Source organism: Streptomyces filamentosus (assembly GCF_014654895.1).
GTDB lineage: Bacteria > Actinomycetota > Actinomycetes > Streptomycetales > Streptomycetaceae > Streptomyces > Streptomyces filamentosus.
The window spans coordinates 1,940,915-1,966,660 of the sequence record NZ_BNBE01000001.1 but is presented as its reverse complement, the minus strand read 5'-3'; the positions used below and the strand labels follow the sequence as shown (position 1 = coordinate 1,966,660).

The following is a 25,746-nucleotide window of genomic DNA, read 5'->3' as shown; positions in this document are numbered from 1 at the left end:
CACGGGGGCGCTGCGCGGAACGGGGTGGTGCGGGTCAGGCGGTGCGGGTCAGGCGGTGCGCGGCCGTCGGCGGGCCGCCCGCTCCGCCGCGAAGACGTCCTCCAGGCGGAAGAGCTGCGCCCGGCCCGCCCTGCCCGCGGCCCGCAGGTGGCCCAGCTGGACCCACTTGCGGATGGTCGCGGGCGCCACGCCCGCCTCCTCGGCTGCCAGCGGCCCCGGGATCAGGGCCGGCAGGTGGGGCGAGCTCAGCACGCGGTCTCCTCCGTCTCGTCCATCGCCGCCGCGATCTCCTCCGTACGGGCCCCGGAGGCGTCGGCCAGCTCCTGCCACTCCGCCTCCCGCCACAGGTGCCGGTAGGCCGGGTCGTCCTGGCAGCCGCACAGCGGATCCACGCACACGCAGGCCGGGTTGACGCACAGCACCGCCCGGCGGTCCGGGAAGGCCCGCAGGGAGACCGAGTCGCACCAGGGGCAGCGCCCGGCCACCCGCACCACGGACTCCGCCGCGCCCAGCGTGCGGGCGCACCGCCGGGCCATCCGCCGGACCTCGTCCCGCACGTGCCGGGCGAGGTCCGGGTGCGCCGCGACGGCGCCGAGCAGCCCGACGATCCGGCGGAGCCGCTCGACGACCCCGGCGCGGGGCGGCCGGGACAGGCCGAGCCGGGCCCGGACGGCCTCCTCCAGCTCGACCACGCCGTCCGTGACGTCCCGGATGCAGTCCGAGACGTGCAGGCGGATCGGGGCGGCGCCGTGCCCGGGGACGGCGAGTCCGTGCCGCTGCTCCAGGAGGAGCGCCTCGCGCCGCTCCTGGCGGAGGAGTTCGCCGGCGGCCGGGTGCGGGACGGCGGGCGCGGCGCCCGAGGGGGAGCGGCGGGCGGGCGCCAGCTCCTCGGCGAGCTCGGGGAACTGGCGGGCGAGGGCGGCGGCCCAGAGTGCGACGTCCCGCAGGACGGCCTCGGCGGCGGACGACGGCTCAGTCACGGCCGCCCCCACGGGTCCCGGCCCCGGCGAGCACGGCGTCGAGCTGCGCGGCGACGGCCCGCGCGTCGAAGGGGTCGGCGGGGGAGGGGCGGGGAGCGTCGGGCACACGGGGCGTGCGGGGCCCGGCGGACGTACGGGATGCCCGGGACGCGTCGGACGAACGGGGCCGTACGGGGCGTCCGTTGCGCCAGAGGAGCCCCGCGCAGACGCCGTCGAACCAGCTCTCGGCGGGGGCGACGGCCTCCGCGCACTCGCGGCGGACGGGGCAGGAGGCGCAGGCCCGCAGGGCGGGGGCGGCCTGCCGCTCGCGGCGGGCGAAGACGACGGACGGGGAGAGGCCGGCGCACGCGGCGGCGGCCTGCCAGGGGGTGGGGTCGGGCTGGGACAAGACGGTTCTCTCCACGGTCCGGGGCCGCCGGAACGCCCGGGGACCCCGAAGGGACCCGGCGTGCGGGAGGCCGGCGAGTGCGGCGCCAGCAGCCTTACATGTTGCGTGCGAGCTCGCAACTAACATCGTGGAGGACCCTTTACCGATTCGACACGATTGCGCGCCCGAAAGCACGTAATTCCGTGCGCGCAAGCACGCTAGAGTGAGGGGCCCGGAGGGTGGGGGAGATGAGGGAGCGGTAGCGCATGAACACTCAAGGGCTCGACGAGTTCGCCGGCTGGGTCGAAAACCTGATGAGACGGCGCGGGTACGACATCGACAGCCCGCGCGGCGGCGGCAAGTCCCGGATCGCCGACGAGGCCGGGGTCCACCGGGCCGCGGTGACCCGCCTGCTCCAGCGGCAGAGCATGCCCGACCTGGAGACCATGCGCCGCATCGCCCCGCTCCTCGGGGTCTCCGTCCGGGACATGCTGATCCGCTCCGGCCGGGTCACCCCGGAGGAGCTGCCCCTCGCGGCCGACCTCCTCCCGCCGTCCGACTGGCAGCCGACCATGGAGGACTTCGCCCGCTGGCTGGGCGTCCCCGACGAGCGCATGGGCGTCTTCGTCAAGGTCGTCAGCCAGTTCCTGGAGCCCGACGCCGCCCCCGAGGCCGGTGACTCCCGCCCGGAGCCCCGCCGCAGCGCCCGCGACTGACCGGCCCGGCCGCGGCCCCGCCCGGGGCCGCCGCACGGGCCGGATCCGCCCGAGTCGCCCTCGCCGCACCGGCGGTCGCGCGGCGTCCCCGGCGCGGCCCCCGCCCCGGCGCCCGCCGGGACGGGGGCGTGCGCGGGGCCGCGTCCCGGCGCGGAGTCCGGGGGAGCGGAGCCCGGACGATCTTCACGGTAAGGGGGGCGGGTTCCATTTCTTTTGACCGCAGTCCGTGCGATAGGTACGCTCATGCCTTGTGCCTGGGGTGTGCCTGGGCTCCTGTGCGTGTCCACAACCGCACGGTGAGTCCGAGACCGGCCACCGTGATCCGAGCCCCTTCCGCGCTCTGCGGGAGGTCCACCGGATCCGACACTCCCGACCGCGTGGGTCGGTGAATGTTCCAGGTTAGTAGTACTTACGGCACACAGAAACCGGAGAAGTAGTGCCTACGATCCAGCAGCTGGTCCGGAAGGGCCGGCAGGACAAGGTCGAGAAGAACAAGACGCCCGCTCTCGAGGGTTCGCCCCAGCGCCGTGGCGTCTGCACGCGTGTGTTCACGACCACCCCGAAGAAGCCGAACTCGGCCCTCCGTAAGGTCGCGCGTGTGCGTCTGACCAGCGGCATCGAGGTCACGGCCTACATCCCGGGTGAGGGACACAACCTGCAGGAGCACTCCATCGTGCTCGTGCGCGGTGGCCGTGTGAAGGACCTGCCTGGTGTTCGTTACAAGATCATCCGCGGCTCCCTCGACACCCAGGGTGTCAAGAACCGCAAGCAGGCCCGCAGCCGCTACGGCGCCAAGAAGGAGAAGTAAGAATGCCTCGTAAGGGCCCCGCCCCGAAGCGCCCGGTCATCATCGACCCGGTCTACGGTTCTCCTCTTGTCACGTCGCTGATCAACAAGATCCTGCTCGACGGCAAGCGCTCCACCGCTGAGCGCATCGTCTACGGCGCCATGGAGGGCCTGCGCGAGAAGACCGGTGCTGACCCGGTCGTCACGCTGAAGCGCGCCCTCGAGAACGTCAAGCCGGCTCTCGAGGTCAAGTCCCGCCGTGTCGGTGGCGCCACCTACCAGGTGCCGATCGAGGTCAAGCCCGGTCGTGCCTCCACCCTCGCGCTGCGCTGGCTCGTCGGTTACTCCCGCGCCCGCCGTGAGAAGACCATGACCGAGCGCCTCATGAACGAGCTCCTGGACGCCTCGAACGGCCTGGGCGCTTCGGTCAAGAAGCGTGAGGACACGCACAAGATGGCCGAGTCCAACAAGGCCTTCGCGCACTACCGCTGGTAGTCGCAACCCCCATCGAGACCGAGAGAAGACTGAAGCCTTATGGCTACCACTTCGCTTGACCTGGCCAAGGTGCGCAACATCGGCATCATGGCCCACATCGACGCGGGCAAGACGACCACCACCGAGCGGATCCTGTTCTACACCGGCGTTTCGTACAAGATCGGTGAGGTCCACGACGGCGCTGCCACGATGGACTGGATGGAGCAGGAGCAGGAGCGTGGCATCACGATCACGTCCGCTGCCACCACCTGCCACTGGCCGCTCGAGAACGTCGACCACACGATCAACATCATCGACACGCCGGGTCACGTCGACTTCACCGTCGAGGTGGAGCGTTCCCTGCGCGTGCTCGACGGTGCCGTGACCGTGTTCGACGGTGTGGCCGGCGTCGAGCCCCAGTCCGAGACCGTCTGGCGTCAGGCGGACCGCTACGGCGTTCCGCGCATCTGCTTCGTCAACAAGCTCGACCGCACGGGTGCCGACTTCTTCCGCTGCGTCGACATGATCGTGAGCCGCCTCGGTGCGACCCCGATCGTCATGCAGCTCCCGATCGGTGCCGAGGCCGACTTCGAGGGCGTCATCGACCTCGTGAAGATGAAGGCCCTCGTCTGGTCCGCCGAGGCCACCAAGGGCGAGATGTACGACGTCGTCGACATCCCGGCCGACAAGCAGGAGCTGGCGGAGGAGTACCGCGCCAAGCTCGTCGAGGCCGTCGCCGAGAACGACGAGGAGCTCATGGAGCTCTTCCTCGAGGGCAACGAGCCCACCGAGGAGCAGCTCTACACCGCGATCCGTCGCATCACCATCGCGTCCGGCAAGGGCGGCGACACCACGGTCACCCCGGTGTTCTGTGGCACCGCGTTCAAGAACAAGGGCGTCCAGCCCCTGCTCGACGCCGTCGTCCGCTACCTGCCGTCGCCCCTCGACGTCGAGGCCATCGAGGGCCACGACGTCAAGGACGCCGAGCTGGTCGTCAAGCGCAAGCCGTCCGACGACGAGCCGCTGTCGGCCCTCGCGTTCAAGATCGCGAGCGACCCGCACCTCGGCAAGCTCACCTTCGTCCGGATCTACTCCGGTCGCCTGGAGGCCGGCACCGCGGTGCTGAACTCCGTCAAGGGCAAGAAGGAGCGCATCGGCAAGATCTACCGCATGCACGCGAACAAGCGTGAGGAGATCGACTCGGTGGGCGCCGGCGACATCGTCGCCGTCATGGGCCTGAAGCAGACCACCACCGGTGAGACGCTGTGCGACGAGAAGAACCCGGTCATCCTGGAGTCCATGGACTTCCCGGCGCCGGTCATCCAGGTCGCGATCGAGCCCAAGTCCAAGGGTGACCAGGAGAAGCTGGGTGTCGCCATCCAGCGTCTCGCGGAGGAGGACCCCTCCTTCCAGGTCCACTCGGACGAGGAGACCGGCCAGACCATCATCGGTGGCATGGGCGAGCTCCACCTCGACATCCTCGTCGACCGCATGCGTCGCGAGTTCAAGGTTGAGGCGAACGTCGGCAAGCCGCAGGTCGCGTACCGCGAGACGATCCGCAAGGCCGTCGAGCGCGTGGACTACACCCACAAGAAGCAGACCGGTGGTACCGGTCAGTTCGCCAAGGTGCAGATCGCGATCGAGCCCATCGAGGGCGGCGAGGCGTCGTACGAGTTCGTGAACAAGGTCACCGGTGGCCGCATCCCGAAGGAGTACATCCCTTCGGTCGACGCCGGTGCGCAGGAGGCCATGCAGTTCGGCATCCTGGCCGGCTACGAGATGACGGGCGTCCGCGTCATTCTTCTCGACGGTGCCTACCACGAGGTCGACTCCTCCGAGCTCGCGTTCAAGATCGCCGGTTCGCAGGCCTTCAAGGAGGCCGCGCGCAAGGCCTCCCCCGTGCTCCTCGAGCCGATGATGGCCGTCGAGGTCACCACGCCCGAGGACTACATGGGCGAGGTCATCGGCGACATCAACTCCCGCCGTGGCCAGATCCAGGCCATGGAGGAGCGTCACGGTGCCCGCATCGTGAAGGGCCTCGTGCCCCTGTCGGAGATGTTCGGCTACGTCGGCGACCTCCGCAGCAAGACCTCGGGTCGCGCAAGCTACTCGATGCAGTTCGACTCCTACGCCGAGGTTCCGCGGAACGTCGCCGAGGAGATCATCGCGAAGGCCAAGGGCGAGTAACACCACCGCGTTCAACGCACCGCGTGTACACGCTTTAGGCTTGACACCGACCGGTGGGGGGCCGTCCCGCGAGGACACCCCCCGCCGGACGGCACCCCAGCAAAGATCACCTGGCGCCGATGAAGCAAGGCGTTCAGAACCACTCCAGGAGGACCCCAGTGGCGAAGGCGAAGTTCGAGCGGACTAAGCCGCACGTCAACATCGGCACCATCGGTCACATCGACCACGGTAAGACGACCCTCACGGCCGCCATTACCAAGGTGCTGCACGACGCGTACCCGGACCTGAACGAGGCCTCGGCCTTCGACCAGATCGACAAGGCTCCCGAGGAGCGCCAGCGCGGTATCACGATCTCGATCGCGCACGTCGAGTACCAGACCGAGTCGCGTCACTACGCCCACGTCGACTGCCCCGGTCACGCGGACTACATCAAGAACATGATCACGGGTGCCGCGCAGATGGACGGCGCCATCCTCGTGGTCGCCGCCACCGACGGCCCGATGCCGCAGACCAAGGAGCACGTGCTCCTGGCCCGCCAGGTCGGCGTTCCGTACATCGTCGTCGCCCTGAACAAGGCCGACATGGTGGACGACGAGGAGATCCTGGAGCTCGTCGAGCTCGAGGTCCGTGAGCTCCTCTCCGAGTACGAGTTCCCGGGCGACGACCTTCCGGTCGTCCGCGTCTCCGCGCTCAAGGCCCTCGAGGGCGACGCCGAGTGGGGTGCCAAGCTCCTCGACCTGATGAAGGCCGTGGACGAGTCCATCCCGCAGCCCGAGCGCGACGTCGACAAGCCGTTCCTGATGCCGATCGAGGACGTCTTCACGATCACCGGTCGTGGCACCGTCGTCACCGGTCGCATCGAGCGTGGTGTCCTCAAGGTCAACGAGACCGTCGACATCATCGGCATCAAGACCGAGAAGACCACCACCACGGTCACCGGCATCGAGATGTTCCGCAAGCTGCTCGACGAGGGCCAGGCCGGTGAGAACGTCGGTCTGCTCCTCCGTGGCATCAAGCGCGAGGACGTCGAGCGCGGCCAGGTCATCATCAAGCCGGGTTCGGTCACGCCGCACACCAAGTTCGAGGCCCAGGCCTACATCCTGTCGAAGGACGAGGGTGGCCGTCACACCCCGTTCTTCAACAACTACCGCCCGCAGTTCTACTTCCGTACCACGGACGTGACCGGCGTCGTGACCCTCCCCGAGGGCACCGAGATGGTCATGCCGGGCGACAACACCTCCATGTCCGTCGAGCTGATCCAGCCCGTCGCCATGGAGGAGGGCCTCAAGTTCGCCATCCGTGAGGGTGGCCGGACCGTCGGCGCCGGCCAGGTCGTCAAGATCACTGCCTGATCTTGGACTGACCTGGTAGCTCGTACGAGCTGCTAGCAGTGAGGGAAGGCCCCGCACCGGAAGGTGCGGGGCCTTCTCGCGTTCCCCGGGCGGCCCCCGCCTCCCGGGGCCGTACGGGACGGGCCCCGGGTACGGGACGGGCTCAGGGCCGCCAGGACCAGGGCCGGCCGTCCGGGCCGAGGCCCACCACCGTCACCCCGCGCCCGCCCAGGTGCAGCCCGGCGGCCACCGCCGGCGGTCCCGCCGCGCGGGTGCGCGTCCTCCCGCCGGCCCGGACCACCGCCCGGCCCCGCTCGTCCGTCCCCAGCAGCACCGTGCCCAGCGCCGCCGAGTGTGCCGCCAGCACCTCCCCGGAGCCGTCCAGGCCCGCGTCGGCGCCCCCCGGGCCGAGCAGCCGCGCCGAGGCCGGCGGCCGGAAGTACAGCTCCCCGGCCGCGCTCGCCACCGCCGAACCCGACAGCGGCAGCGGCCCCGGCGCCTCCCGGCCGTCCACCCAGTGCCGTACGGACTCCCGTCCCGCCGCGTACACGTGGGTCCGGCCCGCCGCGTCCAGCGAGACGGCGAGACCGTCCTGCACCACCGCGTCCCCCGGCAGCATCCGCCACGGCCCCCAGGTGCCGTCCGCCGCCCGCACCCGCTCGGCCGGCACCCGCCCGGCGCCGCGCACCAGCACCCGGACCCGGCCGTCCGGCAGCGCGAGCGCCACCGGCGAGCCCAGCCGCCGGCTGCGGTCCGCCCCCGGCTCCGGGGTCCCGAGCCCCCGCCAGGCCAGGAACGGCCCGCCGGGGGAGCGCTGCTCCAGGAGGACCACCTCCCGCCGGTTGGGGCCCCCGCGCCCCTCCAGGGCCGCGAGACGCACCCCCACGAGCAGCACCCGGCCGTCCGGCAGCACCGCCGAGCCCAGCGCGGGCGACAGCGGGCCGCCGCCCAGGTCCTCCGGCGGCCCCCACGCGCCCGGGGCCGTCTCTCGCCACCGCACCGCGCGCAGCCCCGCCACCCCGTACGCCGCGAGCCGCCCGTCCGGCTCCTCGGCGAGCCGCGGGCCCGCGCCCGGCCAGCGCCGGTGGGTGGAGCGGACCCAGCCCTTGCGGCTGGCCAGCGGCCGCCCCCCGCCCACGCCGTAGTCGCCGCAGCCCGAGGGGTTCCCGCACGCCCAGGACGGGTCGCCGCCGTACGGGACGAGCCGGGCCGCCTTCTCCGCCAGCACCCCGGGCGGCAGGTTCTTCGGCCAGTGCCGGTTGTAGTAGCCGCGGAAGGCGGTCGCCGCGAAGAGCGGCACCGGCGCCCCGCCCCGCACCTCCTCGGCCACCCAGCGGACCAGCGCCGCCCAGGCGAAACAGGCCGCCGCCGTGTGGTCCCCGTGGTCCGAGAGGCCCGGTTGCTCGGAGTCCCGGCGGCGGGTCGCGTCGTCGCCCGGCTGCACGTCCGGGTCCGGGTCCAGGGTGTGCACCACCGTCGGCCGGTAGCGGCGCAGCAGCCCGGTCAGGGCCTCGACCAGGCCCTCGTGGTCGTACGGTCCCGAGCGGTCCGCCGGCGACCCCGCCGAGCGGTGCGCGGGCAGCTCCAGCCCCCGGTCCTCCCACAGCGCGGGCAGCGCCATGTAGTGGCGCGGGGTGTGCATCGGCACGTCGAGGAAGACCAGCTCGACCCGGCGCCCGCCGTGCGCCAGGACCGCCAGCTCGGCGCTCCGTCCGCCGCCCACGGCCAGGGCGGAGCGCCGCCACGGGGTGAAGAGCGGCAGGCCGAGCGCCTCCGCGTAGCTCTGCCGCAGGCCCTGGCGGCGGGCGGCGGAGTAGGCGGCCCGGTCCGGCGGGGCCGCGGGCATGCCGGCGACCCGGTTGACGCCGGTGTGCTCGCCGGCCGTGACGTAGACGCAGACCAGCGGCACCCCGGCGGCGAGCAGCCGCTGCGCGTCCGGGTTCATGAAGTACAGGTCGTCGTCGGGGTGGGCGACGACCTGGAGCAGCAGCGCCCGGCCCGGCTCCCCGGCGGCGAGCGGCTTGCCCGGCGCCGGATCGGCGGCGGGGGAGGCGCGGCGGACGTCCGGCACGGAGCAGCCGGCGGAGCCCGCGGCCGCCAGGGCCGCCAGGGCGGCGGCCAGGAGCGTGCGGCGGGACGGTGTGCGCGGTCGGTGCACGGCTGGTGGCCCTTCCCCCGGGGTCGGTCCCTGGCTAGACGGGCGCCGGGGGGCCGGGGTTGCCCCGGGCGGGGAACGCCACCGGAGGCCCGCGGCGGAGGCCGCCACGGGGATCCGTGCCGTCTCGCATGCCGGACGGAGCCGAATGCTTACTGGTGCGTGCATTCACCTGGATGTAACAGTGGGGTCTGCGGCGGTCCCACAGGTGCGGGGGCGCGCGAGGACGCCGCCCGTCAACGCTCGGCAACGGCGCCGAGCTCCGCACCGCTTCCCTGGTGCGCGCAGCCGCGCCAGAAGGGGGTACTCCGTGCCGTCCCAGCCCATCGCCGAGACCACCGCCGCCCGGTCCGCCCTCGACGCCCTGCGCGTCGAGATCGAGCACCGCAACCCGGCCCAGCCCGAGTTCCACCAGGCCGTCCACGAGGTCCTCGACACCCTCGCGCCCGTCCTCGCCGCCCGCCCCGAGTACGCCGAGCCCGGCCTCCTGGAGCGGCTCGTCGAGCCCGAGCGGCAGATCATCTTCCGCGTCCCGTGGCAGGACGACCGGGGCCGCACGCACGTCAACCGCGGCTACCGCGTCGAGTTCAACAGCGCCCTGGGCCCCTACAAGGGCGGCCTGCGCTTCCACCCCTCGGTGAACCTCGGCATCGTCAAGTTCCTCGGCTTCGAGCAGATCTTCAAGAACGCCCTCACCGGCCTCGGCATCGGCGGCGGCAAGGGCGGCAGCGACTTCGACCCGCACGGCCGCTCCGACGCCGAAGTCATGCGCTTCTGCCAGTCGTTCATGACCGAGCTGTACCGCCACCTCGGCGAGCACACCGACGTCCCCGCGGGCGACATCGGCGTCGGCGGCCGGGAGATCGGCTACCTCTTCGGCCAGTACCGCCGCATCACCAACCGCTGGGAGGCCGGCGTCCTCACCGGCAAGGGCCGGGGCTGGGGCGGCTCCGCCATCCGCCCGGAGGCCACCGGCTACGGCAGCGTCCTCTTCGCCGCCGCGATGCTCCGCGAGCGCGGCGAGGACCTGGAGGGCCAGAGCGCCGTCGTCTCCGGCTCCGGCAACGTCGCCCTGTATACGATCGAGAAGCTCCTCGCCCTCGGCGCCAACCCGCTGACCTGCTCCGACTCCAGCGGCTACGTCTACGACGACAAGGGCATCGACCTCGACCTGCTCAAGCAGATCAAGGAGGTCGAGCGCGGCCGGGTCGCCGACTACGCCGAGCGGCGCGGCGCCTCCGCCCGCTTCGTGCCCGGCGGCCGGGTCTGGGAGGTCCCCGCCGACGTCGCCCTGCCGTCCGCGACCCAGAACGAGCTGGGCGAACAGGACGCCGCCGCGCTGATCCGCAACGGCGTGAAGGCCGTCGCCGAGGGCGCCAACATGCCCACCACCGCCGAGGCCGTCCACCTCCTCCAGCGGGCCGGCGTCGCCTTCGGCCCCGGCAAGGCCGCCAACGCGGGCGGCGTCGCCGTCAGCGCCCTGGAGATGGCCCAGAACCACTCCCGCACCTCCTGGACCCCGGCCCGGGTCGAGGAGGAGCTGGCCGGGATCATGGCCGACATCCACCGCACCTGCCACGAGACCGCCGAGCGGTACGGCGCCCCCGGCGACTACGTCACCGGCGCCAACATCGCGGGCTTCGAGCGGGTCGCCGACGCGATGCTCGCGCAGGGCGTGATCTGACCCCGCACGCCCCCGGCACGGCCCGGAAAGATTTTTTTCCGAAGATCTTTCCGGGCCGTGTAGAGATCGCCGCGGCGGCTCCGACCGTAGGGTGACAGCGCGCCGGAGGGGCGCGCGGCACAGGGGAGGACACCCGAGATGAAGTACGTCGCGATGATCTACGGCAACCAGGCCAAGTGGGACTCCTTCCCGGCCGACGCCTGGCCCGAGGCGATCGCCCGCCAGGAGGCGTTCAACCGGAAGTACCGCGAGACCGGCGAACTGCTCGGCGCCTACGGGCTCGCCGACGCCGCCGCCGCCCAGCTGGTGCGCCGCGAGGGCGGCGCCCCGGCCGTCACCGACGGGCCCTACCTGGAGACCAAGGAGTACCTGGCCAGCTTCTACCTGCTGGACTGCGAGTCCCCGGAGCGGGCCCAGGCCATCGCCGCGGACATGCCCTTCGCGGACGTGGACCCGGTGGAGCTGTGGCCGGTCCTGCACGAGTCCGCGGCGGACGTGTGACCGGCTCGCACGGAGTCGAGGACCTGCTGCGCGAGCACGCGCCGCGGGTCCTCGGCGCGCTGGTCCGCCGCCACGGCGACTTCGACCTCGCCGAGGACGCCGTCCAGGAGGCGCTGATCGCCGCCGCCCGGCAGTGGCCCGAGCAGGGGGTCCCGGACAATCCCCACGGCTGGCTGCTCACCGTCGCCCGGCGGCGGTACGTCGACCAGGTGCGCGGCGAGGCCGCGCGCCGCCGCCGCGAGGACGCCCTCCTGCTCGCCACCCCGGACTCCGCGCTCCTCGCGCACCCCGCCGACGCGCCCCCGGACGCCGACCGGGACGACTCGCTGGCCCTGCTCTTCCTCTGCTGCCACCCCGACCTGTCGCCGCCCAGCCGGATCGCGCTCACCCTGCGCGCCGTCGGCGGCCTCACCACCGCGCAGATCGCCGCCGCGTTCCTGGTGCCCGAGCCGACCATGGCGCAGCGGATCAGCCGCGCCAAGCAGACGATCCGGGACCGCGGGCTCTCGGCGGCGCTGCCCGGGGACGAGGACCGGGCGCCCCGCCTCGCCGAGGTCCGGCACGTGCTCTACCTGGTCTTCAACGAGGGCTACACGGCCAGCGCCGGCGAGGACCTCACCGCCCCCGAACTGTCCGGGGAGGCGATCCGGCTCGCCCGGATGCTGCGCCGGCTGGTCCCCGACGACACCGAGACGGCCGGGCTGCTCGCCCTGATGCTGCTCACCGACGCCCGCCGCCCGGCCCGCACGGGCCCGCACGGGGAGCTCGTCCCGCTCGCCGAGCAGGACCGGAGCCGCTGGGACGCCGCGCTGGTCGCGGAGGGCGTCGAGCTGATCAGCCGCACCCTGCCGCGCGGCAGGGTCGGCCCGTACCAGCTCCAGGCGGCGATCGCGGCCGTCCACGACGAGGCGGAGTCGGCGGAGGCGACCGACTGGCCGCAGATCCTCGCCCTGTACGAACTCCTGGAGCACGCGGCGCCGAACCCGATGGTCACCCTGAACCGGGCGGTCGCCGTCGCGATGACGCACGGCCCGGAGGCGGGGCTCGCGCTGCTCGACACCCTGGCGGCGGACAGGCACCTGGCCCGCCACCACCGGCTCCCGGCGACCCGGGCCCACCTGCTGGAGCTGGCCGGCGACCTCGCCGCGGCCGCCGACGCCTACCGGGAGGCGGCCCGCCGGGCGACCAGTGCCCCGGAGCGGCGCCACCTGACGGAACGGGCCCGCCGGCTGTCCTGAGCGGGCGGGCGCGCCGGGGCGCCCGTGCGCCCCCTGCGTGTGCCCGTACGTGACGTGGGGTACAGTCTTCGACCCCGATTGGCGGCCCGGAGGGGCGGTATGGCAGACTAACGGGGTTGCTCGGTTGAGTACCGATGCTGCACGCCTCCCGTCGGGAGGACCGGAAGCGAGTCCCACAGTACTCGTCGCCCCTTCTCAGGAGCGGACGTACGGGAATCTTCCGGGAAGTGCCAGCGGGGTGCCGACCAGGCGCCCGGTGGGTGTTCACCCCCGTCCCGCGGTCCTCGGCCCGCACCCCCTTGGTTGGGAAATCCTTCGGGAGTTCTTCGTAGAGGGAGTGCGACACGCCCGACCGCGTGGGTCGGAGGAGGACGTGGATCCGCCGAGCTCCAGAGCGTTTAACGACAAGACAGGACTACGGAGTAGCCATGGCGGGACAGAAGATCCGCATCCGGCTCAAGGCCTACGACCACGAGGTCATCGACTCCTCGGCGAAGAAGATCGTCGAGACGGTGACCCGCACTGGTGCGTCGGTCGCGGGCCCGGTGCCGCTGCCCACTGAGAAGAACGTGTACTGCGTCATCAAGTCGCCGCACAAGTACAAGGACTCGCGCGAGCACTTCGAGATGCGCACGCACAAGCGCCTCATCGACATCCTCGACCCCACGCCGAAGACCGTCGACTCGCTCATGCGTCTCGACCTGCCGGCCGGTGTCGACATCGAGATCAAGCTCTGAGGGCGCGCGAGATGGCTAAGAACATCAAGGGCATCCTGGGCGAGAAGCTCGGCATGACGCAGGTCTGGGACGAGAACAACCGGGTCGTCCCGGTGACCGTCGTCAAGGCCGGCCCGAATGTCGTCACCCAGGTGCGTACGAACGACATCGACGGTTACGAGTCGGTCCAGATCGCCTTCGGCGAGATCGACCCGCGCAAGGTGAACAAGCCCCTCAAGGGCCACTTCGCCAAGGCCGACGTCACCCCGCGCCGCCACCTCGTCGAGATCCGTACCGCTGACGCCAGCGAGTACACCCTCGGCCAGGAGATCACCGCCGAGGTCTTCGAGGCGGGCATCAAGGTCGACGTGACCGGCAAGAGCAAGGGCAAGGGCTTCGCCGGTGTCATGAAGCGCCACAACTTCCGTGGTGGCAAGGCGTCCCACGGTGCCCACCGCGTGCACCGCAAGCCCGGTTCGATCGGTGGCTGCGCCACCCCGGGCCGCGTCTTCAAGGGCATGCGCATGGCCGGCCGCATGGGCAACGAGCGCGTGACCACCCAGAACCTGACCGTTCACGCCGTTGACGCGGAGAAGGGCCTGCTGCTCATCAAGGGCGCGGTTCCTGGTCCGAACGGCGGCCTCGTCCTGGTCCGCACCGCGGCCAAGGGGGCCTGAGGATATGAGCACCATTGACATTCTGTCGCCCTCCGGCGACAAGACCGGGACCGTCGAGCTCCCGGCCGAGATCTTCGAAGCCAAGATCAGCGTCCCGCTGATCCACCAGGTCGTCGTCGCGCAGCTGGCCGCTGCCCGCCAGGGCACGCACAAGACCAAGACGCGTGGCGAGGTCCGTGGTGGTGGCAAGAAGCCTTACCGCCAGAAGGGCACCGGCCGCGCCCGTCAGGGTTCGACCCGCGCCCCGCAGTTCGCCGGTGGTGGCGTCGTGCACGGTCCCGTGCCGCGTGACTACTCGCAGCGGACCCCCAAGAAGATGAAGGTCGCCGCCCTGCGTGGTGCCCTCTCCGACCGGGCCAACCACTCCCGCATCCACGTCGTCTCCGGCGTGGTCGAGGGTGGCATCTCCACCAAGGCCGCCAAGACGCTGTTCGGCAAGATCTCGGAGCGCAAGAACCTGCTCCTGGTCGTCGAGCGCGCCGACGAGGCCGCGTGGCTGTCCGCCCGCAACCTGCCCCAGGTGCACATCCTGGAGCCGGGCCAGCTGAACACGTACGACGTGATGCGATCCGACGACGTGGTCTTCACCCAGGCCGCCCTCGAGTCCTTCGTGTCTGGCCCCAAGGCCGACGACAACGAGGGGAACGAAGCCTGATGGCCGAGATCACCAGCAAGACCTTCACGGACCCGCGCGACGTCCTCGTCAAGCCGGTCGTCTCCGAGAAGAGCTACGCCCTGCTCGACGAGAACAAGTACACGTTCATCGTCGCGCCCGGCTCCAACAAGACCCAGATCAAGCAGGCCGTCGAGGCGGTCTTCTCGGTCAAGGTCACCGGGGTCAACACGATCAACCGCCAGGGCAAGCGCAAGCGCACCCGCACCGGTTTCGGCAAGCGCGCCAACACCAAGCGCGCCATCGTGACCCTTGCTGAGGGCAACCGAATCGACATCTTCGGCGGCCCGACCGCCTGACGGCGGTCGAGTCGTCCGATATCGGACGAGGACTGAGAAATGGGTATCCGCAAGTACAAGCCGACTACGCCGGGCCGTCGTGGCTCCTCCGTAGCCGACTTCGTCGAGATCACGCGGTCCACGCCGGAGAAGTCGCTGGTCCGCCCCCTGCACAGCAAGGGCGGCCGTAACAACACCGGTCGTGTGACCGTCCGTCACCAGGGCGGTGGCCACAAGCGTGCCTACCGCGTGATCGACTTCCGTCGCCACGACAAGGACGGCGTGCCGGCCAAGGTCGCTCACATCGAGTACGACCCCAACCGCACCGCGCGCATCGCGCTGCTCCACTACGCGGACGGCGAGAAGCGCTACATCATCGCTCCCAAGGGTCTGACGCAGGGTGACCGCGTCGAGAACGGCCCGGGCGCGGACATCAAGCCCGGCAACAACCTGGCCCTCCGCAACATCCCGGTCGGTACCACGATCCACGCGATCGAGCTCCGTCCCGGCGGTGGCGCCAAGTTCGCCCGCTCCGCGGGTGCCTCCGTGCAGCTGCTGGCGAAGGAGGGCACGATGGCCCACCTCCGCATGCCGTCCGGCGAGATCCGTCTGGTCGACGCCCGCTGCCGCGCCACCATCGGCGAGGTCGGCAACGCCGAGCAGTCGAACATCAACTGGGGCAAGGCCGGCCGCAAGCGCTGGCTGGGCGTCCGCCCGACCGTTCGCGGTGTGGCGATGAACCCGGTTGACCACCCGCACGGTGGTGGTGAGGGCAAGACCTCCGGTGGTCGCCACCCGGTCTCCCCGTGGGGTCAGAAGGAGGGTCGTACTCGTTCGCCGAAGAAGGCTTCGAACAAGTACATCGTCCGCCGCCGCAAGACGAACAAGAAGCGCTAGGAGCGGGTTTAGATGCCGCGCAGTCTCAAGAAGGGACCCTTCGTCGACGGCCACCTCATCAAGAAGGTGGACGCTCAGAACGAGGCCGGTACCAAGAACGTCATCAAGACCTGGTCCCGTCGCTCCATGATCATCCCGGCGATGCTCGGGCACACGATCGCGGTGCACAACGGCAAGACCCACGTCCCGGTGTTCGTGACCGAGTCGATGGTCGGGCACAAGCTCGGCGAGTTCTCGCCGACGCGCACCTTCCGGGGTCACGTCAAGGAAGACCGGAAGTCGAAGCGCCGCTAGCAGCGGATCGCATTCAGACACGTAAGTAACTGAGAGGGACAACCATGGAAGCCAGGGCCCAGGCGCGGTACATCCGCGTCACGCCCATGAAGGCCCGCCGCGTGGTGGACCTGATCCGTGGCATGGATGCCACGGAGGCTCAGGCTGTTCTGCGATTCGCCCCGCAGGCAGCCTCCGTGCCGGTCGGCAAGGTGCTCGACAGCGCCATCGCCAACGCCGCGCACAACTACGACCACACGGACGCCTCTTCGCTGTTCATCAGCGAGGCGTTCGTCGACGAGGGTCCGACCCTGAAGCGGTTCCGTCCGCGTGCCCAGGGCCGTGCCTACCGGATCCGCAAGCGGACCAGCCACATCACCGTGGTCGTCAGCAGCAAGGAAGGAACCCGGTAATGGGCCAGAAGGTTAACCCGCATGGGTTCCGGCTCGGCATCACCACGGACTTCAAGTCCCGCTGGTACGCCGACAAGCTGTACAAGGACTACGTCAAGGAAGACGTCGCCATCCGTCGGATGCTGACGTCCGGCATGGAGCGCGCCGGCATCTCGAAGGTCGAGATCGAGCGCACCCGCGACCGCGTCCGCGTGGACATCCACACCGCTCGTCCGGGCATTGTCATCGGTCGCCGTGGCGCCGAGGCCGACAAGATCCGCGGCCAGCTGGAGAAGCTGACCGGCAAGCAGGTCCAGCTGAACATCCTCGAGGTCAAGAACCCCGAGGTCGACGCTCAGCTCGTGGCCCAGGCCGTCGCCGAGCAGCTCTCCTCCCGCGTCTCCTTCCGTCGGGCCATGCGCAAGAGCATGCAGTCCGCCATGAAGGCCGGCGCCAAGGGCATCAAGATCCAGTGTGGTGGCCGTCTCGGCGGCGCCGAGATGTCCCGCTCGGAGTTCTACCGCGAGGGCCGTGTGCCGCTGCACACGCTCCGCGCGAACGTCGAGTACGGCTTCTTCGAGGCCAAGACGACCTTCGGCCGCATCGGCGTGAAGGTCTGGATCTACAAGGGCGACGTCAAGAACATCGCCGAGGTCCGCGCCGAGAACGCCGCCGCCCGCGCCGGCAACCGCCCGGCCCGTGGCGGTGCTGACCGCCCGGCCGGCCGCGGTGGCCGCGGTGGCGAGCGTGGCGGTCGCGGTCGCAAGCCGCAGCAGGCTCCCGCTGCCGAGGCCCCCAAGGCCGAGGCCGCCGCCGCTCCGGCTGCTGAGAGCACCGGAACGGAGGCCTGACCGAAATGCTGATCCCCCGTAGGGTCAAGCACCGCAAGCAGCACCACCCGAAGCGCAATGGCATGTCCAAGGGTGGCACGCAGGTTGCGTTCGGCGAGTACGGCATTCAGGCCCTCACCCCGGCCTACGTGACCAACCGCCAGATCGAGGCCGCGCGTATCGCGATGACCCGCCACATCAAGCGTGGCGGCAAGGTCTGGATCAACATCTACCCGGACCGCCCGCTCACGAAGAAGCCTGCCGAGACCCGCATGGGTTCCGGTAAGGGTTCGCCGGAGTGGTGGATCGCGAACGTCAAGCCCGGTCGGGTGATGTTCGAGCTGTCCTACCCGAACGAGAAGATCGCGCGTGAGGCTCTGACTCGTGCGGCTCACAAGCTGCCGATGAAGTGCAAGATCGTTAAGCGCGAGGCAGGTGAGCTGTGATGTCGGCCGGTACCAAGGCGTCCGAGCTGCGCGAGCTGGGCAACGAGGAGCTTGTCGCCAAGCTCCGCGAGGCCAAGGAAGAGCTGTTCAACCTCCGCTTCCAGGCGGCGACGGGCCAGCTCGAGAACCACGGCCGTCTGAAGGCGGTCCGTAAGGACATCGCCCGGATCTACACCCTCATGCGCGAGCGTGAGCTCGGTATTGAGACGGTGGAGAACGCCTGATGAGCGAGAGCAACGTGACTGAGAAGACCGAGCGCAACGCTCGCAAGGTCCGCGAGGGCCTGGTCGTCAGCGACAAGATGGACAAGACCGTCGTCGTCGCCGTCGAGGACCGCGTCAAGCACGCGCTGTACGGCAAGGTCATCCGCCGTACGAACAAGCTCAAGGCTCACGACGAGCAGAACGCCGCCGGCATCGGCGACCGCGTCCTCCTGATGGAGACCCGGAAGCTGTCGGCGACGAAGCACTGGCGCGTCATCGAGATCCTCGAGAAGGCCAAGTAAGGAATTTCCCTCACGGGAAATCCATAAGTTCAGCCTGAGGGGTATCCCTCAGGTCAGTTCCGCCAGGCTCGGCGGGGGCCGTTGATCGACCAGCGGTCCCCGCCGGGAACCGGCAGACAATCAGGAGATAGACGTGATCCAGCAGGAGTCGCGACTTCGCGTCGCCGACAACACTGGTGCCAAGGAGATCCTTTGCATCCGTGTTCTCGGTGGCTCGGGTCGCCGCTACGCGGGCATCGGTGACGTCATCGTCGCCACCGTCAAGGACGCGATCCCCGGTGGCAACGTGAAGAAGGGTGACGTCGTCAAGGCGGTCATCGTTCGCACCGTCAAGGAGCGCCGCCGCCAGGACGGCTCGTACATCCGCTTCGACGAGAACGCCGCTGTCATTCTCAAGAACGACGGCGACCCTCGTGGCACCCGTATCTTCGGCCCGGTCGGCCGTGAGCTGCGCGAGAAGAAGTTCATGAAGATCATCTCGCTCGCGCCGGAGGTGCTGTAAGCATGAAGATCAAGAAGGGCGACCTGGTCCAGGTCATCACCGGCAAGGACAAGGGCAAGCAGGGCAAGGTCATCGCGGCCTACCCCGCCGAGTCCCGCGTCCTCGTCGAGGGTGTCAACCGGGTCAAGAAGCACACGAAGGCCGGCCCGAACCAGGCCGGCGGCATCGTGACCACCGAGGCTCCGGTCCACGTCTCCAACGTCCAGCTGGTCGTGGAGAAGGACGGCAAGAAGGTCGTCACGCGTGTCGGTTTCCGCTTCGACGACGAGGGCAACAAGATCCGCGTTGCCAAGCGGACGGGTGAGGACATCTGATGGCTACCACCACTCCGCGTCTCAAGACGAAGTACCGCGAGGAGATCGCGGGCAAGCTGCGTGACGAGTTCAAGTACGAGAACGTCATGCAGATCCCCGGCCTCGTGAAGATCGTGGTCAACATGGGTGTCGGCGACGCCGCCCGTGACTCGAAGCTGATCGAGGGCGCGATCCGCGACCTCACCACGATCACCGGTCAGAAGCCGGCCGTCACCAAGGCCCGCAAGTCCATCGCGCAGTTCAAGCTGCGCGAGGGCCAGCCGATCGGTGCCCACGTCACGCTCCGTGGCGACCGCATGTGGGAGTTCCTGGACCGCACCCTGTCGCTCGCGCTGCCGCGCATCCGCGACTTCCGCGGCCTGTCCCCGAAGCAGTTCGACGGCCGCGGCAACTACACCTTCGGTCTCACGGAGCAGGTCATGTTCCACGAGATCGACCAGGACAAGATCGACCGCACCCGGGGTATGGACATCACCGTGGTCACCACGGCGACCAACGACGACGAGGGCCGTGCGCTTCTCCGTCACCTCGGCTTCCCGTTCAAGGAGGCGTAAGCGAGATGGCGAAGAAGGCTCTCATCGCGAAGGCTGCCCGCAAGCCCAAGTTCGGTGTGCGTGCGTACACGCGCTGCCAGCGCTGCGGCCGCCCCCACTCCGTGTACCGCAAGTTCGGCCTCTGCCGCGTGTGCCTTCGTGAGATGGCTCACCGTGGCGAGCTGCCGGGCGTGACCAAGAGCTCCTGGTAATTCCCCTTCGCCCCTTGGGCGTTGGTGAATGACCGGAGTCTCTCGGTAAGCATTGGGATGGCGGACTCCCCTCCCCGCATGGCTTAGGCTAGTGGGGTTGGGCGTCCGCCGCCCTTACGACTTACTACGCCGTAGGTCCACCGCACCGCACCCGCCCCGTCTCGGATCGGGGAGAGGGATGGTGCACCAGGAAACCCCGGCGAGAGAGGCCGAAGGCCAATTCATGACCATGACTGATCCGATCGCAGACATGCTCACGCGTCTGCGTAACGCGAACTCGGCGTACCACGACACCGTGACGATGCCGCACAGCAAGATCAAGTCGCACATCGCGGAAATCCTCCAGCAGGAGGGCTTCATCACCGGCTGGAAGGTCGAGGACGCCGAGGTCGGCAAGAACCTCGTCGTCGACCTCAAGTTCGGTCCGAACCGTGAGCGCTCCATCGCGGGCATCAAGCGGATCTCGAAGCCGGGCCTCCGGGTTTACGCGAAGTCCACCAACCTGCCGAAGGTCCTCGGCGGCCTGGGCGTGGCGATCATCTCCACGTCCCACGGTCTCCTGACCGGCCAGCAGGCGCAGAAGAAGGGCGTGGGTGGGGAAGTCCTCGCCTACGTCTGGTAGTCGGGAACGGAGGAATAGCAATGTCGCGAATCGGCAAGCTCCCCATCACGGTTCCCGCCGGCGTGGACGTCACCATCGAGGGCCGCACGGTCACCGTCAAGGGCTCGAAGGGCTCGCTGACGCACACCGTCGCCGCGCCGATCGAGATCGTTAAGGGCGAGGACGGCGTTCTGAACGTCACCCGTCCGAACGACGAGCGTCAGAACAAGGCCCTCCACGGCCTGTCCCGCACGCTGGTGGCCAACATGATCACCGGTGTGACCCAGGGGTACGTCAAGGCGCTCGAGATCAGCGGTGTCGGTTACCGCGTGGCCGCGAAGGGCTCCGGTCTGGAGTTCCAGCTCGGCTACAGCCACCCGATCCTGATCGAGGCCCCCGAGGGCATCTCGTTCAAGGTCGAGTCCCCGACCAAGTTCTCGGTCGAGGGCATCGACAAGCAGAAGGTCGGCGAGGTCGCGGCGAACATCCGCAAGCTGCGGAAGCCCGACCCGTACAAGGCCAAGGGCGTCAAGTACGCCGGCGAGGTCATCCGCCGCAAGGTCGGAAAGGCTGGTAAGTAAGCCATGGCATACGGTGTCAAGATCGCCAAGGGCGACGCTTACAAGCGCGCTGCTAAGGCGCGTCGTCACCTGCGCATCCGCAAGAACGTGTCGGGTACGGCGGAGCGTCCGCGCCTCGTCGTGACGCGCTCGAACCGCGGTATCACCGCGCAGGTCATCGACGACCTCAAGGGTCACACCGTCGCGTCGGCGTCCCACCTGGACGCTTCGATCCGCGGTGGCGAGGGCTCCAAGTCCTCGCAGGCCCAGCAGGTCGGCGCCCTGGTCGCCGAGCGCGCCAAGGCCGCCGGTGTCGAGGCCGTCGTGTTCGACCGTGGTGGCAACAGGTACGCCGGGCGCATTGCCGCTCTGGCTGACGCCGCCCGCGAAGCCGGGCTGAAGTTCTAAGCCCCGGTTCCGGGACTAACGGACGTAACAGAGAGAGGTAATCCAATGGCTGGACCCCAGCGCCGCGGCAGCGGTGCCGGTGGCGGCGAGCGGCGGGACCGGAAGGGCCGCGACGGTGGCGCTGCCGCCGCCGAGAAGACCGCGTACGTTGAGCGCGTAGTCGCGATCAACCGCGTCGCCAAGGTTGTCAAGGGTGGTCGTCGCTTCAGCTTCACCGCGCTCGTCGTGGTGGGTGACGGTGACGGCACCGTGGGTGTCGGTTACGGCAAGGCCAAGGAGGTGCCGGCCGCCATCGCCAAGGGTGTTGAGGAGGCCAAGAAGCACTTCTTCAAGGTCCCCCGCATCCAGGGCACCATCCCCCACCCGATCCAGGGCGAGAAGGCTGCGGGCGTCGTCCTGCTCAAGCCGGCTTCCCCCGGTACCGGTGTCATCGCCGGTGGCCCGGTGCGCGCCGTTCTCGAGTGCGCCGGCGTTCACGACATCCTGTCGAAGTCGCTCGGCTCCGACAACGCGATCAACATCGTGCACGCGACCGTGGAGGCCCTGAAGGGCCTGCAGCGTCCCGAGGAGATCGCGGCTCGCCGTGGTCTGCCGCTCGAGGACGTCGCCCCCGCGGCTCTGCTTCGTGCGCGTGCGGGAGCGGGTGCGTAATGGCTCGCCTCAAGATCACGCAGACGAAGTCGTACATCGGCAGCAAGCAGAACCACCGCGACACGCTGCGTTCGCTCGGGCTCAAGCGCCTGAACGACGTGGTCGTCAAGGAGGACCGCCCCGAGTTCCGCGGCATGGTGCACACCGTCCGCCACCTCGTGACGGTTGAGGAGGTCGACTGATCATGGCGGAGAACAACCCGCTCAAGATCCACAACCTCCGTCCCGCCCCGGGCGCCAAGACCGCGAAGACCCGTGTGGGTCGCGGTGAGGCGTCGAAGGGTAAGACGGCCGGTCGTGGTACCAAGGGCACCAAGGCCCGCTACCAGGTTCCGGAGCGCTTCGAGGGTGGCCAGATGCCCCTCCACATGCGCCTCCCGAAGCTCAAGGGCTTCAAGAACCCGTTCCGCACCGAGTACCAGGTCGTGAACCTGGACAAGCTGGCCGCGCTCTACCCGCAGGGTGGCGAGGTCACGGTGGCCGACCTGGTCGCCAAGGGTGCGGTTCGTAAGAACCAGCTCGTCAAGGTGCTCGGCACCGGCGAGGTCTCCGTGGCGCTGCAGGTGACGGTCGACGCCGTCTCCGGCTCCGCCAAGGAGAAGATCGCCGCCGCCGGCGGCACCGTCACCGAGCTCGTCTGAGACGACTCGATGGCCTGAACATCCGACCGGGGATGCCTCCCAAAAGGGGCATCCCCGGTTGGTCGTTCCTAGGGGGGCATGGTCGCCGGTAAGGTGGCGTGCACCGTCCATGCTCATGCGGTATAGACCGCGCGGGCCGGGACCGATCCAATCAGTCCTTATCGAATCTCAAGACCGTCACCTCTGACGCATAGCGCGGGGGTCGCAGGAGGCACCGTGCTCACCGGCTTCGCCCGGGCGTTCAAGACGCCCGACCTGCGCAAGAAGCTGCTCTTCACGCTGGCGATCGTCGTGCTGTACCGCCTCGGGGCCCACATCCCCGTCCCCGGCGTCAGCTACGAGGCCGTCCAGATGTGTGTGGACCAGGCGAGCGAGGGCAACAACAGCCTGTTCGGCCTGGTGAACATGTTCAGTGGCGGCGCACTGCTGCAGATCACCATCTTCGCGCTCGGCATCATGCCGTACATCACGGCGAGCATCATCCTGCAGCTGCTCACCGTCGTGATCCCGCGTCTGGAAGCCCTCAAGAAGGAGGGGCAGGCCGGCACCGCGAAGATCACGCAGTACACCCGGTACCTGACGATCGCGCTGGCGATCCTCCAGGGCACGGGCCTGGTGGCCACCGCCAAGAGCGGCGCGCTCTTCAGCGGCTGCTCCGTCGCGAACCAGGTCGTCCCCGACCCCTCGATCTTCACCATCGCCACCATGGTCATCACCATGACCGCGGGCACCGCCATCGTCATGTGGCTCGGTGAGCTCATCACCGACCGCGGCATCGGCAACGGCATGTCGATCCTGATGTTCATCTCGATCGCCGCCGGCTTCCCGGGCGCCCTGTGGGCCATTAAGGAGAGCGGCAAGCTCGCCCAGGGCTGGATCGAGTTCGGCACCGTCATCCTCATCGGCTTCGTGATGGTCGCCCTCGTCGTCTTCGTCGAGCAGGCCCAGCGCCGCATCCCGGTGCAGTACGCGAAGCGGATGATCGGCCGCCGTTCCTACGGCGGAACGTCCACGTACATCCCGCTCAAGGTGAACCAGGCGGGTGTGATTCCCGTCATCTTCGCCTCGTCGCTGCTCTACATCCCGGCCCTCATCGCGCAGTTCTCGAACTCGACGGCCGGCTGGAAGACCTGGATCGAAGCCCACTTCGTCAAGGGTGACCACCCGTACTACATCGCCGCCTACTTCCTCCTGATCGTGTTCTTCGCCTTCTTCTACGTGGCGATCTCGTTCAACCCCGAGGAAGTCGCCGACAACATGAAGAAGTATGGTGGCTTCATCCCGGGTATCCGGGCTGGTCGACCTACTGCCGAGTACCTGAGCTACGTGCTCAACCGGATCACTTGGCCGGGCTCGCTGTACTTGGGTCTGATCGCTCTTGTGCCGACGATGGCGTTGGCAGGCTTCGGCGGTGCCAATGCCAACTTCCCCTTCGGTGGGACGAGCATCCTCATCATCGTGGGTGTCGGGCTGGAGACCGTGAAGCAGATCGAGAGCCAGCTCCAGCAGCGCAATTACGAAGGGTTCCTCCGCTGATGCGAATCGTCCTCGTCGGACCGCCCGGGGCCGGCAAGGGAACGCAGGCCGCGTTCCTTGCCAAGAACCTGGACATCCCGCACATCTCCACGGGTGACCTGTTCCGTGCCAACATCTCGCAGGGCACGGCGCTGGGCGTGGAAGCCAAGGGTTACATGGACCGGGGCGAGCTCGTCCCGGACGAGGTGACCATCGGGATGGCCCAGGACCGCATGAAGCAGGACGACGCCGCCAACGGCTTCCTGCTCGACGGGTTCCCGCGCAACGTGGCCCAGGCCGAGGCCCTGGATGCCGTCCTGAAGAAGGACGACATGCAGCTGGACGCGGTCCTGGACCTGGAGGTCCCCGAGGACGAGGTCGTGAAGCGGATCGCGGGCCGCCGCATCTGCCGCAACGACTCCGCGCACGTCTTCCACGTGGAGTACAACGCCCCCAAGACCGAGGGCGTCTGCGACGTCTGCGGCGGCGAGCTCTACCAGCGCGCGGACGACTCCGAGGAGACCGTCCGCACCCGCCTGGAGGTCTACCACACGCAGACCGAGCCGATCATCGACTACTACCGGGCGCAGAACCTGGTCGTGACGATCTCCGCGCTCGGCAAGGTGGACGAGGTCACGGCGCGTGCGATGGACGCGCTGAAGAAGTAACCACACGCTCACGCGGTACGGCCGCGGTGCCCCCCGGGGGCGCCGCGGCCGTATCGTTGTTCCGTCCCCGTACGCGCAAGGAAAGGCCCCCGTCACGATGGTGCAGATCAAGACCCCCGAGCAGATCGCGAAGATGCGCGAGGCGGGGCTGGTCGTCGCCGCCATCCACGCGGCGACCCGCGAGGCCGCCGTGCCCGGCGCCACCACCCGGGACCTCGACGAGGTCGCCCGCAAGGTGATCGCCGACCACGGGGCGAAGTCGAACTTCCTCGGGTACGGCGGGTTCCCCGCGACGATCTGCACCTCCGTCAACGAGGTCGTCGTCCACGGCATCCCCGACGACAAGACCGTCCTCAAGGACGGCGACATCATCTCCATCGACTGCGGCGCGATCGTCGACGGCTGGCACGGCGACGCCGCGTACACCGCCTTCGTCGGCACCGGTCACGCCCCGGAGCTGCTGGAGCTCTCCCGGGTGACCGAGGGGTCGATGTGGGCCGGCATCGCCGCGATGCGGGTGGGCGCGCGCCTGGTCGACATCTCGAAGGCGATCGAGACGTACATCAAGCGCCAGCCGCGGCCGGCCGTCGGCGAGCACAGCCTCGGCAAGTACGGCATCGTCGAGGACTACGGCGGCCACGGCATCGGCACCGAGATGCACATGGACCCGCACCTGCTGAACTACGTCTCCCGCAAGCGCGGCAAGGGCCCCAAGCTCGTCCCGGGCTTCTGCCTCGCCATCGAGCCCATGGTCTCCCTCGGCACCCCGCACACGGAGGTCCTGGAGGACGACTGGACGGTCGTCTCCACCGACGGCACCTGGTCCTCCCACTGGGAGCACAGCGTCGCCCTCACCGAGGAGGGTCCCCTCGTCCTCACCGCCGTCGACGGCGGCAGGGCGAAGCTGGCCGAACTGGGCGTGACGGCGGCCCCGGACCCGCTGGCGTAGGGCACGTGTCCGGGGGCCGGCCCCGCCGGCGCGGGGGCACGCGCCCGCGGGATCGGCCTCCCTGGCGTAAGGATCTTCTTCGTGGGG

Annotated in this window: 36 protein-coding genes; 32 read left to right on the top strand and 4 right to left on the bottom strand. The window is 69.6% G+C overall.

The window, feature by feature from the left end:
- Positions 1 to 48: 48 nt before the first annotated feature.
- From IE326_RS08650 to IE326_RS08640, 3 genes are read right to left on the bottom strand one after another with little or no spacing between them, the layout of a single operon-like run.
- Positions 49 to 252: a MerR family transcriptional regulator gene (locus IE326_RS08650; RefSeq protein WP_030759416.1), complete on the bottom strand. Its 204-nt coding sequence runs from the start codon at positions 250 to 252 to the stop codon at positions 49 to 51.
- On the bottom strand, positions 246 to 980 hold the full coding sequence (locus tag IE326_RS08645) for a hypothetical protein (protein ID WP_150230762.1): 735 nt from the start codon (positions 978 to 980) through the stop codon (positions 246 to 248). Before IE326_RS08645 ends, IE326_RS08650 begins: the two co-directional genes overlap by 7 nt.
- Positions 973 to 1,368, bottom strand: a complete 396-nt coding sequence (locus tag IE326_RS08640; RefSeq protein ID WP_190041201.1) for a WhiB family transcriptional regulator — start codon at positions 1,366 to 1,368, stop codon at positions 973 to 975. Before IE326_RS08640 ends, IE326_RS08645 begins: the two co-directional genes overlap by 8 nt.
- A gap of 245 nt (positions 1,369 to 1,613) precedes the next feature.
- Between IE326_RS08640 and IE326_RS08635 the strand changes: the two genes are divergently transcribed.
- From IE326_RS08635 to tuf, 5 genes are all read left to right on the top strand, one after another.
- A complete protein-coding gene (locus IE326_RS08635; RefSeq protein ID WP_150230766.1) occupies positions 1,614 to 2,063 on the top strand; it encodes a helix-turn-helix domain-containing protein in 450 nt (149 codons plus the stop codon).
- A gap of 436 nt (positions 2,064 to 2,499) precedes the next feature.
- On the top strand, positions 2,500 to 2,871 hold the full coding sequence (gene rpsL, locus IE326_RS08630; protein WP_003948652.1) for a 30S ribosomal protein S12: 372 nt from the start codon (positions 2,500 to 2,502) through the stop codon (positions 2,869 to 2,871).
- Between the two features lie 2 nt (positions 2,872 to 2,873).
- Entirely contained in the window at positions 2,874 to 3,344 is a 471-nt protein-coding gene (gene rpsG / locus IE326_RS08625) for a 30S ribosomal protein S7 (RefSeq protein WP_030494244.1), read from the top strand.
- A 39-nt stretch (positions 3,345 to 3,383) separates the two neighbouring features.
- A complete protein-coding gene (gene fusA / locus IE326_RS08620) occupies positions 3,384 to 5,510 on the top strand; it encodes an elongation factor G (RefSeq protein ID WP_150230768.1) in 2,127 nt (708 codons plus the stop codon).
- A 158-nt stretch (positions 5,511 to 5,668) separates the two neighbouring features.
- Positions 5,669 to 6,862, top strand: a complete 1,194-nt coding sequence (gene tuf / locus IE326_RS08615) for an elongation factor Tu (protein ID WP_190041200.1) — start codon at positions 5,669 to 5,671, stop codon at positions 6,860 to 6,862.
- A gap of 142 nt (positions 6,863 to 7,004) precedes the next feature.
- Here the strand turns inward: tuf and IE326_RS08610 are convergent, their stop codons facing one another.
- Entirely contained in the window at positions 7,005 to 8,999 is a 1,995-nt protein-coding gene (locus tag IE326_RS08610) for a PIG-L family deacetylase (protein WP_229915252.1), read from the bottom strand.
- A gap of 145 nt (positions 9,000 to 9,144) precedes the next feature.
- Between IE326_RS08610 and gdhA the strand changes: the two genes are divergently transcribed.
- The 27 genes from gdhA to map all read left to right on the top strand — a co-directional run bounded on the left by gdhA (position 9,145) and on the right by map (position 25,659).
- Positions 9,145 to 10,680 carry an NADP-specific glutamate dehydrogenase gene (gene gdhA / locus IE326_RS08605; protein WP_373310170.1) on the top strand — a complete coding sequence of 512 codons (1,536 nt, stop codon included), beginning with the start codon at positions 9,145 to 9,147 and terminating at the stop codon, positions 10,678 to 10,680.
- Between the two features lie 138 nt (positions 10,681 to 10,818).
- The gene (locus IE326_RS08600; protein ID WP_150230770.1) at positions 10,819 to 11,181 is read left to right on the top strand and encodes a YciI family protein; all 363 of its coding nucleotides are present in this window, start codon (positions 10,819 to 10,821) and stop codon (positions 11,179 to 11,181) included.
- The gene (locus tag IE326_RS08595) at positions 11,178 to 12,419 is read left to right on the top strand and encodes an RNA polymerase sigma factor (protein ID WP_190041198.1); all 1,242 of its coding nucleotides are present in this window, start codon (positions 11,178 to 11,180) and stop codon (positions 12,417 to 12,419) included. The genes IE326_RS08600 and IE326_RS08595 overlap by 4 nt, the downstream gene beginning before the upstream one ends.
- Positions 12,420 to 12,847: 428 nt before the next feature.
- Complete coding sequence (gene rpsJ, locus IE326_RS08590) at positions 12,848 to 13,156, top strand: 30S ribosomal protein S10 (protein ID WP_003948644.1); 309 nt, start codon at positions 12,848 to 12,850, stop codon at positions 13,154 to 13,156.
- An 11-nt stretch (positions 13,157 to 13,167) separates the two neighbouring features.
- Positions 13,168 to 13,812 carry a 50S ribosomal protein L3 gene (rplC, locus tag IE326_RS08585; RefSeq protein ID WP_030759388.1) on the top strand — a complete coding sequence of 215 codons (645 nt, stop codon included), beginning with the start codon at positions 13,168 to 13,170 and terminating at the stop codon, positions 13,810 to 13,812.
- A 4-nt stretch (positions 13,813 to 13,816) separates the two neighbouring features.
- Complete coding sequence (rplD, locus tag IE326_RS08580) at positions 13,817 to 14,467, top strand: 50S ribosomal protein L4 (protein ID WP_030759385.1); 651 nt, start codon at positions 13,817 to 13,819, stop codon at positions 14,465 to 14,467.
- Positions 14,467 to 14,784, top strand: a complete 318-nt coding sequence (gene rplW / locus IE326_RS08575; protein WP_030759382.1) for a 50S ribosomal protein L23 — start codon at positions 14,467 to 14,469, stop codon at positions 14,782 to 14,784. The genes rplD and rplW overlap by 1 nt, the downstream gene beginning before the upstream one ends.
- A gap of 39 nt (positions 14,785 to 14,823) precedes the next feature.
- Complete coding sequence (gene rplB, locus IE326_RS08570; RefSeq protein ID WP_030494254.1) at positions 14,824 to 15,660, top strand: 50S ribosomal protein L2; 837 nt, start codon at positions 14,824 to 14,826, stop codon at positions 15,658 to 15,660.
- A gap of 12 nt (positions 15,661 to 15,672) precedes the next feature.
- The gene (gene rpsS, locus IE326_RS08565) at positions 15,673 to 15,954 is read left to right on the top strand and encodes a 30S ribosomal protein S19 (protein WP_030759378.1); all 282 of its coding nucleotides are present in this window, start codon (positions 15,673 to 15,675) and stop codon (positions 15,952 to 15,954) included.
- Positions 15,955 to 15,998: 44 nt separating this feature from the next.
- Positions 15,999 to 16,346, top strand: coding sequence for a 50S ribosomal protein L22 (gene rplV / locus IE326_RS08560; protein WP_030359020.1), 348 nt, complete (start codon positions 15,999 to 16,001; stop codon positions 16,344 to 16,346).
- Positions 16,346 to 17,176: a 30S ribosomal protein S3 gene (rpsC, locus tag IE326_RS08555; protein ID WP_030759375.1), complete on the top strand. Its 831-nt coding sequence runs from the start codon at positions 16,346 to 16,348 to the stop codon at positions 17,174 to 17,176. The genes rplV and rpsC overlap by 1 nt, the downstream gene beginning before the upstream one ends.
- Positions 17,177 to 17,181: 5 nt before the next feature.
- Complete coding sequence (gene rplP, locus IE326_RS08550; protein WP_030494257.1) at positions 17,182 to 17,601, top strand: 50S ribosomal protein L16; 420 nt, start codon at positions 17,182 to 17,184, stop codon at positions 17,599 to 17,601.
- Positions 17,601 to 17,825 carry a 50S ribosomal protein L29 gene (gene rpmC, locus IE326_RS08545; RefSeq protein WP_030759371.1) on the top strand — a complete coding sequence of 75 codons (225 nt, stop codon included), beginning with the start codon at positions 17,601 to 17,603 and terminating at the stop codon, positions 17,823 to 17,825. Before rplP ends, rpmC begins: the two co-directional genes overlap by 1 nt.
- On the top strand, positions 17,825 to 18,106 hold the full coding sequence (rpsQ, locus tag IE326_RS08540) for a 30S ribosomal protein S17 (RefSeq protein ID WP_015035582.1): 282 nt from the start codon (positions 17,825 to 17,827) through the stop codon (positions 18,104 to 18,106). The genes rpmC and rpsQ overlap by 1 nt, the downstream gene beginning before the upstream one ends.
- A gap of 133 nt (positions 18,107 to 18,239) precedes the next feature.
- Entirely contained in the window at positions 18,240 to 18,608 is a 369-nt protein-coding gene (gene rplN, locus IE326_RS08535) for a 50S ribosomal protein L14 (protein ID WP_003956455.1), read from the top strand.
- Positions 18,609 to 18,610: 2 nt separating this feature from the next.
- Complete coding sequence (rplX, locus tag IE326_RS08530; RefSeq protein ID WP_030759367.1) at positions 18,611 to 18,922, top strand: 50S ribosomal protein L24; 312 nt, start codon at positions 18,611 to 18,613, stop codon at positions 18,920 to 18,922.
- Positions 18,919 to 19,476, top strand: a complete 558-nt coding sequence (gene rplE / locus IE326_RS08525) for a 50S ribosomal protein L5 (RefSeq protein ID WP_106979021.1) — start codon at positions 18,919 to 18,921, stop codon at positions 19,474 to 19,476. The genes rplX and rplE overlap by 4 nt, the downstream gene beginning before the upstream one ends.
- Positions 19,477 to 19,481: 5 nt before the next feature.
- A complete protein-coding gene (locus IE326_RS08520; RefSeq protein ID WP_003956452.1) occupies positions 19,482 to 19,667 on the top strand; it encodes a type Z 30S ribosomal protein S14 in 186 nt (61 codons plus the stop codon).
- 223 nt (positions 19,668 to 19,890) lie between these two features.
- A complete protein-coding gene (gene rpsH / locus IE326_RS08515) occupies positions 19,891 to 20,289 on the top strand; it encodes a 30S ribosomal protein S8 (RefSeq protein WP_030759363.1) in 399 nt (132 codons plus the stop codon).
- A gap of 20 nt (positions 20,290 to 20,309) precedes the next feature.
- On the top strand, positions 20,310 to 20,849 hold the full coding sequence (gene rplF, locus IE326_RS08510) for a 50S ribosomal protein L6 (RefSeq protein WP_030759361.1): 540 nt from the start codon (positions 20,310 to 20,312) through the stop codon (positions 20,847 to 20,849).
- Positions 20,850 to 20,852: 3 nt separating this feature from the next.
- Complete coding sequence (gene rplR / locus IE326_RS08505; RefSeq protein WP_030759358.1) at positions 20,853 to 21,236, top strand: 50S ribosomal protein L18; 384 nt, start codon at positions 20,853 to 20,855, stop codon at positions 21,234 to 21,236.
- Between the two features lie 45 nt (positions 21,237 to 21,281).
- Positions 21,282 to 21,887, top strand: a complete 606-nt coding sequence (rpsE, locus tag IE326_RS08500) for a 30S ribosomal protein S5 (protein ID WP_030201551.1) — start codon at positions 21,282 to 21,284, stop codon at positions 21,885 to 21,887.
- Complete coding sequence (rpmD, locus tag IE326_RS08495) at positions 21,887 to 22,069, top strand: 50S ribosomal protein L30 (protein ID WP_005313525.1); 183 nt, start codon at positions 21,887 to 21,889, stop codon at positions 22,067 to 22,069. Before rpsE ends, rpmD begins: the two co-directional genes overlap by 1 nt.
- Before the next feature lie 2 nt (positions 22,070 to 22,071).
- Positions 22,072 to 22,527: a 50S ribosomal protein L15 gene (rplO, locus tag IE326_RS08490; protein WP_030494264.1), complete on the top strand. Its 456-nt coding sequence runs from the start codon at positions 22,072 to 22,074 to the stop codon at positions 22,525 to 22,527.
- A 216-nt stretch (positions 22,528 to 22,743) separates the two neighbouring features.
- Complete coding sequence (gene secY / locus IE326_RS08485; RefSeq protein ID WP_030759355.1) at positions 22,744 to 24,063, top strand: preprotein translocase subunit SecY; 1,320 nt, start codon at positions 22,744 to 22,746, stop codon at positions 24,061 to 24,063.
- Positions 24,063 to 24,710: an adenylate kinase gene (locus IE326_RS08480; protein WP_150230773.1), complete on the top strand. Its 648-nt coding sequence runs from the start codon at positions 24,063 to 24,065 to the stop codon at positions 24,708 to 24,710. The genes secY and IE326_RS08480 overlap by 1 nt, the downstream gene beginning before the upstream one ends.
- A gap of 97 nt (positions 24,711 to 24,807) precedes the next feature.
- Positions 24,808 to 25,659, top strand: a complete 852-nt coding sequence (map, locus tag IE326_RS08475; protein ID WP_150230775.1) for a type I methionyl aminopeptidase — start codon at positions 24,808 to 24,810, stop codon at positions 25,657 to 25,659.
- Positions 25,660 to 25,746: the final 87 nt, after the last annotated feature.

Coding starts and splice junctions, on each gene's coding strand:
- rplD (WP_030759385.1), top strand. CDS start 13,817: ATGAGCACCATTGACATTCTGTCGCCCTCCGGCGACAAGACCGGGACC.
- rplV (WP_030359020.1), top strand. CDS start 15,999: ATGGAAGCCAGGGCCCAGGCGCGGTACATCCGCGTCACGCCCATGAAG.
- rpsH (WP_030759363.1), top strand. CDS start 19,891: ATGACCATGACTGATCCGATCGCAGACATGCTCACGCGTCTGCGTAAC.
- rplW (WP_030759382.1), top strand. CDS start 14,467: ATGGCCGAGATCACCAGCAAGACCTTCACGGACCCGCGCGACGTCCTC.
- rplO (WP_030494264.1), top strand. CDS start 22,072: ATGGCGGAGAACAACCCGCTCAAGATCCACAACCTCCGTCCCGCCCCG.
- rpsQ (WP_015035582.1), top strand. CDS start 17,825: ATGAGCGAGAGCAACGTGACTGAGAAGACCGAGCGCAACGCTCGCAAG.
- IE326_RS08480 (WP_150230773.1), top strand. CDS start 24,063: ATGCGAATCGTCCTCGTCGGACCGCCCGGGGCCGGCAAGGGAACGCAG.
- gdhA (WP_373310170.1), top strand. CDS start 9,145: ATGCTTACTGGTGCGTGCATTCACCTGGATGTAACAGTGGGGTCTGCG.
- IE326_RS08520 (WP_003956452.1), top strand. CDS start 19,482: ATGGCGAAGAAGGCTCTCATCGCGAAGGCTGCCCGCAAGCCCAAGTTC.
- rplF (WP_030759361.1), top strand. CDS start 20,310: ATGTCGCGAATCGGCAAGCTCCCCATCACGGTTCCCGCCGGCGTGGAC.
- IE326_RS08600 (WP_150230770.1), top strand. CDS start 10,819: ATGAAGTACGTCGCGATGATCTACGGCAACCAGGCCAAGTGGGACTCC.
- fusA (WP_150230768.1), top strand. CDS start 3,384: ATGGCTACCACTTCGCTTGACCTGGCCAAGGTGCGCAACATCGGCATC.
- rpsC (WP_030759375.1), top strand. CDS start 16,346: ATGGGCCAGAAGGTTAACCCGCATGGGTTCCGGCTCGGCATCACCACG.
- rpsJ (WP_003948644.1), top strand. CDS start 12,848: ATGGCGGGACAGAAGATCCGCATCCGGCTCAAGGCCTACGACCACGAG.
- map (WP_150230775.1), top strand. CDS start 24,808: ATGGTGCAGATCAAGACCCCCGAGCAGATCGCGAAGATGCGCGAGGCG.
- rpmD (WP_005313525.1), top strand. CDS start 21,887: ATGGCTCGCCTCAAGATCACGCAGACGAAGTCGTACATCGGCAGCAAG.
- rpmC (WP_030759371.1), top strand. CDS start 17,601: ATGTCGGCCGGTACCAAGGCGTCCGAGCTGCGCGAGCTGGGCAACGAG.
- rpsE (WP_030201551.1), top strand. CDS start 21,282: ATGGCTGGACCCCAGCGCCGCGGCAGCGGTGCCGGTGGCGGCGAGCGG.
- rplR (WP_030759358.1), top strand. CDS start 20,853: ATGGCATACGGTGTCAAGATCGCCAAGGGCGACGCTTACAAGCGCGCT.
- rpsS (WP_030759378.1), top strand. CDS start 15,673: ATGCCGCGCAGTCTCAAGAAGGGACCCTTCGTCGACGGCCACCTCATC.
- rplB (WP_030494254.1), top strand. CDS start 14,824: ATGGGTATCCGCAAGTACAAGCCGACTACGCCGGGCCGTCGTGGCTCC.
- IE326_RS08635 (WP_150230766.1), top strand. CDS start 1,614: ATGAACACTCAAGGGCTCGACGAGTTCGCCGGCTGGGTCGAAAACCTG.
- rplP (WP_030494257.1), top strand. CDS start 17,182: ATGCTGATCCCCCGTAGGGTCAAGCACCGCAAGCAGCACCACCCGAAG.
- rplX (WP_030759367.1), top strand. CDS start 18,611: ATGAAGATCAAGAAGGGCGACCTGGTCCAGGTCATCACCGGCAAGGAC.
- rpsG (WP_030494244.1), top strand. CDS start 2,874: ATGCCTCGTAAGGGCCCCGCCCCGAAGCGCCCGGTCATCATCGACCCG.
- rplC (WP_030759388.1), top strand. CDS start 13,168: ATGGCTAAGAACATCAAGGGCATCCTGGGCGAGAAGCTCGGCATGACG.